We start from the raw sequence: 12,582 nt of genomic DNA, 5'->3' as shown, positions 1-12,582 counted from the left end.
TGTCATGGCGGGTCCCTTCTGCGCCGCATCATGGGTGCGGGGCGGGGCCGAGTCGAGACACCATTTCGATCTGCGAAACAGCACCTTGCGCAGGGGCAGGGCCGGTGGCCGCCTGGTGCTGCCCGGGCGGGGATGGGCCGCCGGACGGCAAAGCGCTGCGGTTTATCATGTCCGGTTGCCCTGCACGACCCGCGCCTTGAACCCGATTTCGCCTTCCGACATGCCGTCCACCGATCCGCGCCCGGGCGATGCCGCCCCCTTGAAGGTGGCCGAACCCGACGCCCGCTACCTCGGCGACGCCATGCGCCTGCGCGGCGCCACGCTGTCCGTGCGCGGCGCGCGCACGCACAACCTCAAGAACATCGACCTCGACATTCCCAAACACCGCCTGGTGGTGATCACCGGCCTGTCGGGATCAGGCAAGTCCAGCCTGGCCTTCGACACGCTCTACGCCGAAGGCCAGCGCCGCTACGTCGAGAGCCTGTCCGCCTACGCGAGGCAGTTCCTGCAGCTCATGGACAAGCCCGACGTCGATCTCATCGAGGGCCTTGCGCCCGCGATCGCCATCGAGCAGAAGGCCACCAGCCACAACCCGCGCTCCACCGTGGGCACGGTGACCGAGATCCACGACTACCTGCGCCTGCTCTACGCGCGCGCCGGCACGCCGCACTGCCCCGACCACGACCTGCCCCTGGCCGCGCAGAGCGTGGCGCAGATGGTGGACGCCACGCTGGCGCTGCCCGAAGGCACGCGCCTCATGGTGCTGGCGCCGGTGGCGCGCGCGCGCAAGGGCGAGTTCGCCGAGCTCTTCGCCGACATGCAGGCGCGCGGCTATGTGCGCTTCCGCGTGAACGGCGCGGTGGTGGAGGCCGAGGCCCTGCCCACGCTGAAGAAGAACGACAAGCACGACATCGACGTCGTGATCGACCGCCTCAAGGTGCGCGCCGAGGCCGACGCCACCGGCGCCCACACGCAGCGCCAGCGCCTGGCCGAGAGCTTCGAGGCCGCGCTGCGCCTGGCCGATGGCCGCGCCATCACGCTCGACATGGACTCGGGCGAGGAACACGCGCACTCCGCGCGCTTCGCCTGCCCGCTGTGCCACTACGCCGTGGCCGAACTCGAGCCGCGCCTGTTCTCCTTCAACTCGCCCCTGGGCGCCTGCCCCACCTGCGATGGCCTGGGCCACACCGAGTTCTTCGACCCCGCGCGCATCGTCGCCTTCCCCTCGCTCAGCCTGGCCAGCGGCGCCATCAAGGGCTGGGACCGGCGCAACGGCCACTACTTCTCGCTCGTCGAAAGCCTGGCCGCGCACTACCGCTTCGATGTCGACACGCCCTGGGAGGCCCTGCCCGAGGCGGTGCGCCAGGTGTTGCTGTTCGGTTCGGGCGAGGAAGAAATCCGCTTCCAGTACGCGCTGGACGGCGGCGAGCGAGCCAACAAGCGCGTGAGCAAGAAGCACCCCTTCGAAGGCATCGTGCGCAACTTCGAGCGGCGCTGGCGCGAGACCGACAGCGCCACCGTGCGCGAAGAACTCGCACGCTACCGCGCGACGCAGCCCTGCCCCGACTGCGGCGGCGCGCGCCTGCGCCGTGAGGCGCGTCATGTGTTCGTGGGCGAAGGCGAACAGCGCCGCGCCATCTTCGAGGTCGGCCACGTCACGCTCGGCGAGGCCTTGCGCTGGTTCGGGGCGCTCACCCTGTCCGGCGCCAAGGGCGAGATCGCGGGTCGCGTGATCCAGGAAATCCGCCAGCGCCTGACATTCCTCAACGACGTGGGCCTGAATTACCTGAGCCTGGACCGCAGCGCCGACACGCTCTCGGGCGGCGAGGCCCAGCGCATCCGCCTGGCCAGCCAGATCGGCAGCGGCCTCACCGGCGTGATGTACGTGCTCGACGAGCCCAGCATCGGCCTGCACCAGCGCGACAACGACCGCCTGATCGGCACCCTGCAGCACCTGCGCGACCTGGGCAACACGGTGCTGGTGGTGGAGCACGACGAGGACATGATCCGCGCCGCCGACCACGTCATCGACATGGGCCCCGGCGCCGGCGTGCACGGCGGGCGCGTGATGGCCCAGGGCAGTTGCGCGGACGTGGTGGCCGTGCCCGACTCGCTCACCGGCCAGTACCTGGGCGGCGTGCGGCGCATCGAGGTGCCGACGCGGCGCACACCGTGGCAGATCGCGCACGCCAGGTCGGCACCTGCCGTGCCGACCAAACCGCGCTTTCCCGCCGGGCCCAAGGGTCGCGCCAAGGCCGAGCCCGTGGCCGACGGCAGTGGCCTGGCCATCCGCGTCGTGGGGGCCTCGGGCCACAACCTGCGCGGCGTCACTGCCAGCTTTCCGGTGGGCCTGTTGACCTGCGTCACCGGTGTATCGGGCTCGGGCAAATCCACCCTGGTCAACGACACGCTCTACGCTGCCGTGGCGCGCACCCTCTACCGATCGCACGACGAGCCCGCGCCGCACGAGGCCATCGAGGGCCTCGAACACTTCGACAAGGTCATCAACGTCGACCAGTCGCCCATCGGCCGCACGCCGCGCAGCAACCCCGCCACCTACACCGGCCTGTTCACCGGCATCCGCGAACTCATGGCCGAGGTGCCCACTGCGCGCGAGCGCGGCTATGGCCCGGGCCGCTTCAGCTTCAACGTGGCCGGTGGCCGCTGCGAGGCCTGCCAGGGCGACGGCGTGGTCAAGGTCGAGATGCACTTCCTGCCCGATGTCTACGTGCCCTGCGACGTCTGCCATGGCCAGCGCTACAACCGCGAGACGCTGGAGGTGCTCTACAAGGGCAAGAACATCGCGCAGATCCTGGAGCTCACGGTGGAGCAGGCGCACGAATTCTTCGGCGCCGTGCCCACGCTGGCGCGCAAGCTGCAGACCTTGCTGGACGTGGGCCTGTCCTACATCCAGCTCGGCCAGGCCGCCACCACGCTGTCGGGCGGCGAGGCGCAGCGCGTCAAGCTCGCGCTCGAACTCTCCAAGCGCGACACCGGCCGCACGCTCTACATCCTGGACGAGCCCACCACCGGCCTGCACTTCGCCGACATCGAGCTGCTGCTCAAGGTGCTGCACCAGTTGCGCGACGCGGGCAACACCATCGTCGTGATCGAGCACAACCTCGACGTGATCAAGACAGCCGACTGGGTGATCGACATGGGCCCCGAGGGCGGCACCGGCGGCGGCACGGTGGTGGCGCAAGGGACGCCCGAGGATGTGGCGGCCAACCCGGCCAGCCACACGGGGCACTACCTCGCGCGCTTGCTGTAAGGCTCAGCGGTTGCGGTAGGCCAAGCCCACCCCCGCGCTGTAGGTGGTGGGCCGCGTGGCCAGGGGGCTGCGCCGCGCGGCGCCCTGCAACTGCGCCACGCCCAGGCCGGCGTAGCCCACCCAGTGCCGGTTCAACGCCGAGGTGATGCGCCAGCCCATGGACAGGCTGTCCCAGCCGCCGCCCAGGGCGTAGGCGGGCAGTCCGGTGGCGGCGGCGCCTTCGGGGCTCACGCCGTAGTGCGTCTGGCGGAAGGTGCCGTTGGCCCAGCCCGCGCCGAAGGACAGGTCCCAGTGCGTGTCGCGCGAGATCCGGTGGCGGTAGTTCAGGCCCGTGTCCAGGCGCAGGCCGCCGTCGCGGCCCAGCAGGTCCTGCGAGGCGCGGCTGGTCAGGCTCCAGCGCTCGCTGAGCGTGAGTCCCAGCGTGAGCCGGCCGCGCACGGTGGCGCGTACTTTGCCCAGGCCGTGGAAGCGCGGGTCCTTCTCGTCGCGCCAGTCGCGGCCGTCGTCGATGGCGAGCGAGGTGTTGAGTGAGACCTTGTCGCTGCGCGCGAGCTGCGTGCTCACGCCGCTGTCCACCGTTTCACGGCCCTGGTTGAGCAGCGCGCTGGCGCCGGAACTGGCGAAGCGGAAGCGCCCGAGCTGGAAGGCCCAGATGCCACCGAACGAGAGCTTCTGCTCCGCCGTGCCCAGCGGGTTGGCCGAGGAGCCGATGGCCGCGCCGATGAGGTAGTCGCGGCTGGCCTGCAGCGCCACCTCATCGCGGGGCGCTGCGGTTCGGCCCTGGGCCGGGGCGTCGGCGCCGTCCTGCGCCAGGCCAGCGGCGGCGATCAGCGACAGCACCGCGCCGGCCAGGGCCTGCTTCACAGCCGGCTCAGGTCTTCGATGGCGTCGATCACCATGCCCGTGCCCACGGCGATGAGCAGGATGTCGGTGGCCACGCGCACGTACTTGTGGCCGGACGGCGGCACGCCCAGGCGGATGGAGATGGCGTCGGGCACGGGGTAGTAGATGACGTCGCGCGGCAGCGGCGCGCCCCGGCGCCACTGCTTGGCCTGCCCCGGCGGCATGCAGCCGTTGTTCTTCTTGGCCAGGCCGGGCGGGCAGTTGCCGGCGCGAAAGCGCGGCTCGTAGTAGTCGACGACGGTGCGGCGCTGCGCGTCGGTGAAGTAGCCACCGATCTGCACGTTGACCGAGAGGTTCGTGCGGTCGCCGCCCGAGCCGCTGTGGCGCGGCCCGTCGTCGCGGTCACCACGCTCGCTCTTGTGCGGCTTGCCGCCTTTGGATTTCTCTTCGGACTGGCCGTGTTTTCCGCCGCCCGCGTGCGGGGGTTTTTCGGCCAGTGCGGGGGCGGTGGCGAGCGCCAGCGCGGCGCCAAGGAGGGCGGTCGAGAGGGATCGATGAAGGACGGGCATGGCTTGGGGCTCTGCGGTTCAGGGGAAAACGAAATCCTGGTCGACGGTGTCACTGTCACTCACCCCCAGGTGATCGGCGGTCTTGCTCGCGCCACCCGTGGTGGCGCGCACCGTGAAGTTGCCGGCGGCGCCGTTGTCGGCCGAGAAGCTCAGCGCGCCGCCAGCGGCGTGCTGGGCCACGATCGGCGCGTCCACCGCGAGGCCGGTGTGGGCGTATTCGCCGGTGATGGCGTTGACCGGGCGGTCCACCAGGGTGATCGTGTCGCCAGCGGAGAGCTTCTGGCGCACGGCGACGGACGCGTCAATCTCGGCGGGCACCGGCGTGATCGACACCTGTCCGGCGAAGATCGCCGTGCCAGAGGCGGGCGGGTCGATGCGCTGGCCGGCCGGCAGAGCGCGCACGAGCTGCCCGCTGCTCACCAGCACCTGGCGCACCGCAGCGGTGGCGTACCCGGGCGCGGTCACCACCAGCGTGTACTCGCCCGGCTCCACGGGTTGCAGCTTGAACAGGCCGTTGGCGTCGGCCACCGTGGCGCGGCGCACCTCGCCGCCCTGTTGCAGCGAGACGCTGGCGCCCGCCGTGGCCGTGGCGATCGACAGCTCGCCGATCACGCCCGTTTCCACGCGCGGCAGGGTACGCAGCACGGGCTTGAGCAGGTACTGGCCCGAATTGCCCGCCATCACCACCGATTTGCAGGCATCGAAGTCGATCACCACGTCGGTCAGGCCATTGGCCTGCACGGCCAGGCTGGTCTGCACCTTCAGGCCCGATGGCTGTCCGCTGGGCGTCTTGAGCGGCACCTTCACGCCGGGTGCGCTGCTGAGCACGATCCAGTTGCGGTCGGCCAGCGTGCCGGTGTTGGCGGCCAGCACCAGGCGCAGCTGCGTATAGGTGCCGGCGGGAACCAGGGTCTGGCCCAAGTCGAGCAGGGTGCCGTTGGTCAGGTCCAGCAGGTCGACGGTGAGCGGTGGGTTCACGGGAATGGACCGCCAGCCCGGGTCGCTGTCGGGCGCGTCCGCGGTGTGCACGCGCACCTCGTTCACGGTGACCACCACCTCGTCGTAGCCGCAGGCGGGGTTGTCGGTGAGGGCCACGCGCAGCGTGCCGCTGCCGCTGTCTCCACTACCGCCACCGCCACCGCCACAAGCGGCGAGCAGCAGCATCAGCGCCGCCGCCAGGGCGACGCGCATCCGGGACATCAGGTTCATGTTCTTCTCCAACGACACCGCACCGTGGGGTGCGCGGATGGGCATTGTTGGCCGAGGTAGCGCCGCCCCGGTTACCAGTTGTAAGGTGCGACATCAAGGAACTGTGATCTGATCGATTCATGCCCCAGGAAACCGAACTCAAGCTCGCGCTGCACCCGAGGGACGCCGAGCGCCTGCTGGCCCACCCGCTGATGAGCGGCCTGCCGCGCGCGGGCCAGCGCCTGTTCAACACCTACTTCGACACGCCCGAGCTGGCGCTGCGCGACGCGCGCCTGGCCCTGCGCGAGCGCCGCGTGGGCGGCCGCAGCCTGCTGACGGTCAAGACCTCGGGCAGCACCGTGGGCGGCCTGTCGCAACGCGGTGAATGGGAGGTGCCCAAGCCGCGCGGGCGGATCGACTTCTCGCGTGTCGTGGACGAACCCGCGCTGGCCGCCGCCCTGCAGGACTGGGCGCCGCGACTGCGCGCGGTGTTCCGCACCGACTTCGTGCGCCGCGCCATGGTGGTGGAGCACGCGGGCGCGCGCATCGAACTCGCGTTCGACGACGGCCACATCGGCGTGGGCAGCGGCCGGCGCGTGCGCCGCGAGCGGCTGCTCGAGGTGGAACTGGAGCTGCTCGACGGCCCGGTGGACGCGTTGCTCGACCTGGCGCACACCCTGGTGCTGGGCCCCGAGGGGCAGACCGCGGGCGCGCTGCACCTGCACCCCGAACCGCGCAGCAAGGCCGAGCGCGGCTACGCCCTGTTCGCCGGCCAGGCGGCCATGCCCCGGCGCGCCGCGCCGCTGGAACTGGCGCGCGACATGACGGTGCGCGAGGCCTTCCAGGCCGCCAGCCTGGCCTGCCTGACGCATCTGCAGGCCAACGAGGCTGAGTCGCGCGCGCTCGCACACCTGCCGCCCGCGGCCGCCCCGCTGCCCGACCCCGAGTTCGTGCACCAGTTGCGCGTGGCCCTGCGCCGCCTGCGCACGGGCCTGAGGCTGTTCCGCGACCACCTGCCGCGTCGCTGGGTGTTGCATTGGTCCGCACACTGGAAGGGCCTGGCCGACACGCTCGGCACCGCGCGCAACTGGGACGTGTTCGCCACCGAATGGCTGCCCGAGCGCCTGCCCGAAACCGACACGCGGGCGGCCACCCAGGCCCTGCGTGCCTGGGTGGCCGGGCAGCGCCGCGAGGCCAACCTGGCGGTGGCGCGCGCGCTGGCGGACCCGGCCCACGCGCTGGCCCTGCTGGCCTTCACTCGCTCGGTGTTCGCGCTGCCTGCGCCGCGCGCGCGGGTGAACCTGCCACGCTGGGCCGTCGCCACGCTGCGCCAGGGCCATGCGCGCCTGCGCGAACAGGCGCGCGACGCTCGCCGCCTGGGCCCCGACGGGCGCCACGAGCTGCGCCTGGCGCTCAAGAAGCTGCGCTACACGCAGGAATTCCTCAACAGCCTGCTCGCGCCCAAGCGCGCCGCGCGCAGCACGGCCACGCTGGCCGATGCGCAAACCCTGCTGGGTGAGCTGAACGACCTGAGCACCGCGCAGGTGTTGCTGCAACAGGTGCCCGCCACGCTGGCGCCCGCGCTCGTGGCCACACTGCAGGCCGGGCTGCTGGCGCAGTTGGAGGCCGGGCTGCTGGCGCTGCCGACGATGGAAACCGCGCTGGAGCGCTCGCCGCTGCCCTGGTGACGGCCCCGCGCGCGCCCGTTCAGCCGCGCGGCGGGCTCACCCAGTGGTTGTCGATCTGCAGCGCGGCGGGCCAGGCCTGTTGCTGGCCATCGCTCCACACCGCCGCCGCGCCGCCAGCCCAGGCGTGCCCGGCTTGCGCGGCGAGTGCGCCCGCCGAGGGCAAGGTGACCCGCTCGGCGATGGCGCCGTCCGGCGCCAGGCCCAAGAGGGCGTTCGCGCGCGTGGCGCTGAGCCAGAAACCGCCACCCGCGCGCGCGCAGACGTCGCCACCGTAGCCGAGCGCGCCGGCCATGGGGGGCGATGCCGTCAGGGCGCTGCCGTCCCAGGTGGCCAGCAGCGGCGCGTCGCGGCGCGCGGCCTCGTCGTCGTGTTCGGCTTGCAAGGCGATGCCCACGCGCCGGCTCACCGGGTCCCAGGCCAGGTGGCGCACGCTCAGGCGCGCGTCGTGCAGGCGCCATTGGCCGAGCAGGGCGCCGGAGGCGGGGTCGAGAGCGACCAGCGACGGGTCCATGCGCGAGAGGTTGCGGTGGCTGCGGCCGGTCTCACTCTGTGTGGGGATGCCACCGTTGGCCACCAGCAGGGTGCCCGCAGGGAAACGGTCGCGCGGGCCCAGGGCCTCGGGCAGCACCAGCATCTCGTGCGGGTCCATGCCGTGCGTGGCCCACTCGCCGGTTTTCTCCAGCGTGCGCGCGTCGCGCAGGCCGATCAGGCCACGCGCGTCGGCCTGGTCGGTCTCGGTGGTCCACACCGAACGCCCGTCGCTGGAGGGCAGCACGTGGCCGTTGAGCCGGCGGTCGTCGTTCACCCAGTGCCACTGCGGCTCGCCGCCCTTGGGGCGCCAGCGCAGCAGCCAGTCGCCTGGGCGGCGCGCGGCCACCAGCACGCTGCCGTCAGCGTCGAGCGCGAGGCCGTGCGCGCGGGTGGGCAGTTCGATGCGCGAGCGCACCTGCGCGCCCTCGGCGCCGACGCTCAAGCGGCCCGCGTGGTAGCGGCCGGCCTCGGCCCAACTGGCCAGGAGTTCGTCGGATTCGCCGCGTGCGTCGGCTTGGGCCAGCGGCCAGGCCACGGCGCCCAGCAGCGCGAACAAGGCGCGGCGCGTGAGGCCGTGGCGGGCGTCAATCTCCGTCTGCACTTGAGAATCCCAGGTTCACTTCCAACTTGCCCGCGATCTCGGACTGCATCAGCGCGGTCAGCTTCTTGAGTGTGCGCGCCGTCGCGTCCACGCTGGCGGGCTGGCCGGGCTTGAGGGCCTGCATCGCGCGGTCGGATTCGTCCACGGCTGCGCGCCAGCGGTCGGCCTCCACGATGTGACCCCGCCCACGCAGGTAGCTCTCGATGCTCACGCGCCCGGCGCCGATGGCGGGTGCGCCGCTGTCGGGCTGGCGCGCCAGCGCACGCAACTCGGCCCATTCGGCGGCCCAGGCCGCGCCGGTCTGGCCGCTGGGCTGGCGCGCGAACTCGGGTGAGGCGCCGCGCGTCTCGGCCTCGCGCAGGGGCTTTTCCATGCCCATCCAGCGCAGGCGTTCCAGCCCGCCCAGCCACTGGTTGATGAATTCCACGAAGGCGGTGACGGCGGCCTCTTCTTCGGGCGGTGTGGCGGCCAGCGCGTCGAAGCCGCTGCGCAGGGCCTCGGCCTCGCGTTGCACCTCCTGCGCCGCCAGCACGGCGTAGTTGCAGGCATTGCCGCGTGGTGCGGCGGGTTCGGTCCACAGCAGGTGCTCGATGGCGGGCAGGCCCTTGGCCGGCGTGCCCACGCGCACCATGTCCTCCAGCGTCTTCGGCTCGCGCGCCAGCATGCGCTTGAGCAGATCGGGGCGAAGCGGCTGGAAGTCGATGGCGCGCAACGAGCGGCGCTCGATCAGCGGGCCCACCGCCACGGCGGCCAGGTGTTCCCAGGCCAGCATGGTCTTCGTCCACGCGGCGCGCGCCGGGGCCAGCGCGGCGGGGCCGGCGCAATGGGTTTGCAGCGCCTGCACCAGTTGCGGCGCCTGCGTGGCGAACCCGCGCGCCAGCGGCGCGGTGTGGTCGCGGTACAGCGCGGCCACCGCGTCGGGCGGGTAGTAGTAGGGCGCGGCGGCCTGCGCCCAGAGCGCGCCCGGGGCGCACAGCAGCACGGCCAGCCAGCGGGAACGGATGCGCATCACAGACTCTCCACGAACTTCACCAGGGCCTGGCGATCGGCTTCGTTGAATTTCAGCACCTGCTGCTTGCTGCCCTCGGCCTCGCCACCGTGCCACAGGATGGCCTCGAGCACGCCGTTGGCGCGGCCATCGTGCATCAGGCGCGTGTGGCCGTACACGTCCTTGATGAGCCCGATGCCCCACAGCGCCGGTGTCTTCCACTGGCGGCCGTTGGCCTGGAAATCGGGGCGGCCGTCGGCCAGTGCCTCGCCCATGTCGTGCAGCAGCAGGTCGGTGTAGGGGTGGATGGTCTGGCCCTGCAGGGCCTTGCTGGTGAGGTGCGGGAAGGGGCCTTCGGCCGTGGTGTAGGTGGGCCGGTGGCACACCGCGCACTGCGCCTGCGCAAACAGCGCCTGGCCGCGCAGCACCTGCACGTCCTTGGCATTGCGGCGCGCGGGCGGTGCCAGCGTGGCCTGGTAGAAGACCACCTCGCCCAGGGTCTTGTCGTCGATCTCGGGCTCGCCGCTCTTGCCGCCGTGCGGCGCCGCCAGACAGTCTTTCTGCTTCGGCGTGCAGGTCTGCTGCGGGTGTTGCGTGGAGGTGATGCCGATGTCGCCATGGAAGGCGCCGGCCGTCTGGTGCGCGATGGTGGCGACGTTGGCCTTCCAGCCGAAGCGACCGAGCATCTCGCGCTGCGCGAACGCGTCCCACACGCGGTTCGGCTGGCCCTTGATGGGGCCAGGCATGGCGGCCTGCGCCTCGGCGTTGGCCAGGATGTCTCGCTCGGCAATGGCCTCGAGCAGCCCCACGCCGATGACCTGCGGCGCGATGCGCGGGCTCACCATGGCGCCCTTCGCGAGCGGGCCGTAGGCCAGGCGGTCGATGATGTATTCAGGCTTCTGCAGCGTGTAGGGTGTTCCGTCGGCGAATCGACCCTTCACGGCTTCCCAGCGCAGCCGCACGCGGCCCTCGGGCTTGACACCCTGGACGGCGGAGGTGTTGAGCTGGTCGCCATAGACCGGGTCGTGAAGCGGACCGCCCGTGGCGTCCGCGCCAGGCACCGACAGGCGCAGCAGCAACGCCAGGGGCTCCTCGTCGGAAATGCCGCGCTTCCACGGTGGCGGCTCCCCGCGCCCGTCGAACAGGTGGCAGGCGCCGCAGGAGCGCGCCAGGAAGTTCGGCCCCAGGCCGTCGCGCGCCTTGGTGCTCGCGGGCGCCTCCACCCAGTTGCGCTTGAAGAAGGAGTTGCCGATGACGAAGCGCGTGCGCTCCGGGTCCGTGAGGTTGGCGGCGGGAAAGGAAAACGCGTTCTTCCCCGTGGCCCAGACCGTGGTCGCGCCGCCGGTCTTCTCGCCGAGCGGATCGGGCGCCACATCGGCGGGAACGGCGGTGGGGGCGGCGGCCTGCGCGCCAGCCTGCCCGGAATGAAGCGCAGCGGCCAGGGTGGCCGCCACGATGGCGGTCAGCGCAGCGGCCGTGAGGGCCGCGCGCTTCACGGCTGCACCAGCGTGAGCTTCTTGATGCCCACCGCTGCGGCCGCGGCCACGATGTCGTTCGACTGCGCCGTCAGGCTCTTGATGGTGGCCTCGATCTTCGGACGGCCCGCCGAGCCGGCGATGATGGCCCGGTCGAACGGCGCGGGAATGGCTTCGGCCGATTCCACCGAGGTGCGGATCTGCTTCGAGGTCTTCTCGGCCAGCGCGGCGTCCTTGGCGTTCACCAGGTCGCGCAGGCTGGGGCCTTGCAGCGTGCTGCCGTCGGCGCGCACGTAGCGGCCCAGCCAGACGTTTTCGATGCCCTTGGCGTTGGTCGCAGCGTCTCGGTGGGTGTTGTCGGAGAAGCAGCTGTGCTCGTCTTCCTGGTCCTGGCTGGCCAGGGCCACTTCCAGGCGTTCGCCGGCCAGTTCACCGCGCGAGAGCGAGCCCATGGCCACGAACATCTTGCGCAGGGACTCGTTGCCACCTTTCTCGAACTTGGCGCGGTAATTGTTCTTGGCGCCCGGTGCCCAGGCCTTCACCAGGCCGCTCAGGTCATCGACCAGCAGCTCGGTGACGACGTTGAGGTATTGGCGGCGGCGGTCGGCGTTGGGGGCCTTGCCGTCGACGAAGTCCTCGAAGCTGCGGTTGCCCGGACCGGTCTCGGAGAGGTCTTGGCCCCAGAGCATGAATTCGATGGCGTGCCAGCCGGTGGCGATGTTTTCTTCACCGCCCTTTTCGTTCATGGCGGCCAGGGCTTTCTTGGTGAGGGCCTGCTTCTTGTTGTTGACGATGCCGGCGGTCTTCTTGCCGTCGATGTAGTCGACGTAGGACTCGTCCATGGGCCAGGCGTTGAGCTGGCCTTCGGGGCCGTTGTCGTTGTCGATGGGGCCGCCGTAGAAGCGGAAGGCCTCGGTCTGGCCGTAGAACTCGCGCGCGTCGAGCCAGGCTTTGCGGGCGGCGTCCTGGGTCTGTTGAGACGGTGCGGCGGTGAAGGCCTTGACGGCGGCCTGCAGGGCCTTGGCGGCGTTGAGCGTGTCCTCGTAGTTGGCGTGCACCAGGGTCGCGTAGTGGGTGGCGACGCTCGCGGGGGTGGCGGCGGTCTGGGCGTGCAGGGGGGCGGCCAGGCTCAGGGCAAGCACGGCGGCGGCGGCGAGGGGCTTCAGGCGCATGGCGGTTCTCCAGGACAGAAGGGGGAAACGCCGGATTCTAAATGCAAATAATTCTTAACATCGGTGTGGTTTGAACGTATGTGTGGGTTCTTTCTCCGGTGGCTGCGGTCGTCGGCGCTCGGGTGTCCGGCTCCGCGACTGTCCCCCGGATCGGAACGCTGGCGCGCTCCGCTCCTCCTCCTTTATGTCGCTACGCCGGACACCCGATCACCGACGACCTCGTTGGCACTCGGTCTGTTGGCGCGCCCAGGTGCCT

At 71.4% G+C, this 12,582-nt stretch carries 9 protein-coding genes; 2 read left to right on the top strand and 7 right to left on the bottom strand.

All coding sequences use genetic code 11. The features are described from left to right. Positions 1-220 precede the first annotated feature (220 nt). Positions 221-3,271, top strand: a complete 3,051-nt coding sequence (gene uvrA, locus BN948_RS24755) for an excinuclease ABC subunit UvrA (RefSeq protein WP_009519869.1) — start codon at positions 221-223, stop codon at positions 3,269-3,271. A 3-nt stretch (positions 3,272-3,274) separates the two neighbouring features. Here the strand turns inward: uvrA and BN948_RS24750 are convergent, their stop codons facing one another. The 3 genes from BN948_RS24750 to BN948_RS24740 are packed head-to-tail and all read right to left on the bottom strand — an operon-like array spanning position 3,275 to position 5,892. Continuing rightward, positions 3,275-4,135 (bottom strand): MipA/OmpV family protein, encoded by an 861-nt coding sequence (locus BN948_RS24750; RefSeq protein ID WP_009519870.1) that lies wholly within the window; start codon positions 4,133-4,135, stop codon positions 3,275-3,277. Next, positions 4,132-4,683 carry an RcnB family protein gene (locus BN948_RS24745; RefSeq protein ID WP_035624605.1) on the bottom strand — a complete coding sequence of 184 codons (552 nt, stop codon included), beginning with the start codon at positions 4,681-4,683 and terminating at the stop codon, positions 4,132-4,134. The genes BN948_RS24750 and BN948_RS24745 overlap by 4 nt, the downstream gene beginning before the upstream one ends. 18 nt (positions 4,684-4,701) lie before the next feature. Beyond that, the gene (locus BN948_RS24740; protein WP_009519872.1) at positions 4,702-5,892 is read right to left on the bottom strand and encodes a DUF4382 domain-containing protein; all 1,191 of its coding nucleotides are present in this window, start codon (positions 5,890-5,892) and stop codon (positions 4,702-4,704) included. A 119-nt stretch (positions 5,893-6,011) separates the two neighbouring features. Here BN948_RS24740 and BN948_RS24735 point away from each other — a divergent pair, with 119 nt between their 5' ends. Further along, positions 6,012-7,559, top strand: coding sequence for a CYTH and CHAD domain-containing protein (locus BN948_RS24735; protein ID WP_009519873.1), 1,548 nt, complete (start codon positions 6,012-6,014; stop codon positions 7,557-7,559). Between the two features lie 19 nt (positions 7,560-7,578). On the opposite strand, the gene BN948_RS24730 is transcribed toward BN948_RS24735, so the two are convergent. Genes BN948_RS24730 through BN948_RS24715 form a run of 4 tightly spaced genes read right to left on the bottom strand, consistent with a single transcriptional unit; the run spans position 7,579 to position 12,326 of the window. After that, complete coding sequence (locus BN948_RS24730; protein WP_009519874.1) at positions 7,579-8,691, bottom strand: DUF1513 domain-containing protein; 1,113 nt, start codon at positions 8,689-8,691, stop codon at positions 7,579-7,581. Then, positions 8,675-9,700, bottom strand: a complete 1,026-nt coding sequence (locus BN948_RS24725; protein ID WP_009519875.1) for an imelysin family protein — start codon at positions 9,698-9,700, stop codon at positions 8,675-8,677. Before BN948_RS24725 ends, BN948_RS24730 begins: the two co-directional genes overlap by 17 nt. Further along, the gene (locus tag BN948_RS24720; protein WP_009519876.1) at positions 9,700-11,175 is read right to left on the bottom strand and encodes a di-heme oxidoreductase family protein; all 1,476 of its coding nucleotides are present in this window, start codon (positions 11,173-11,175) and stop codon (positions 9,700-9,702) included. Before BN948_RS24720 ends, BN948_RS24725 begins: the two co-directional genes overlap by 1 nt. Next, the gene (locus BN948_RS24715; RefSeq protein WP_009519877.1) at positions 11,172-12,326 is read right to left on the bottom strand and encodes an imelysin family protein; all 1,155 of its coding nucleotides are present in this window, start codon (positions 12,324-12,326) and stop codon (positions 11,172-11,174) included. Before BN948_RS24715 ends, BN948_RS24720 begins: the two co-directional genes overlap by 4 nt. Positions 12,327-12,582 lie beyond the last annotated feature (256 nt).

This window comes from Hydrogenophaga intermedia (assembly GCF_000723405.1).
Classification (GTDB): Bacteria; Pseudomonadota; Gammaproteobacteria; order Burkholderiales; family Burkholderiaceae_C; genus Hydrogenophaga; species Hydrogenophaga intermedia.
Note: the sequence above shows the minus strand (reverse complement) of the source record. Positions and strands in the feature narration are given on the sequence as shown.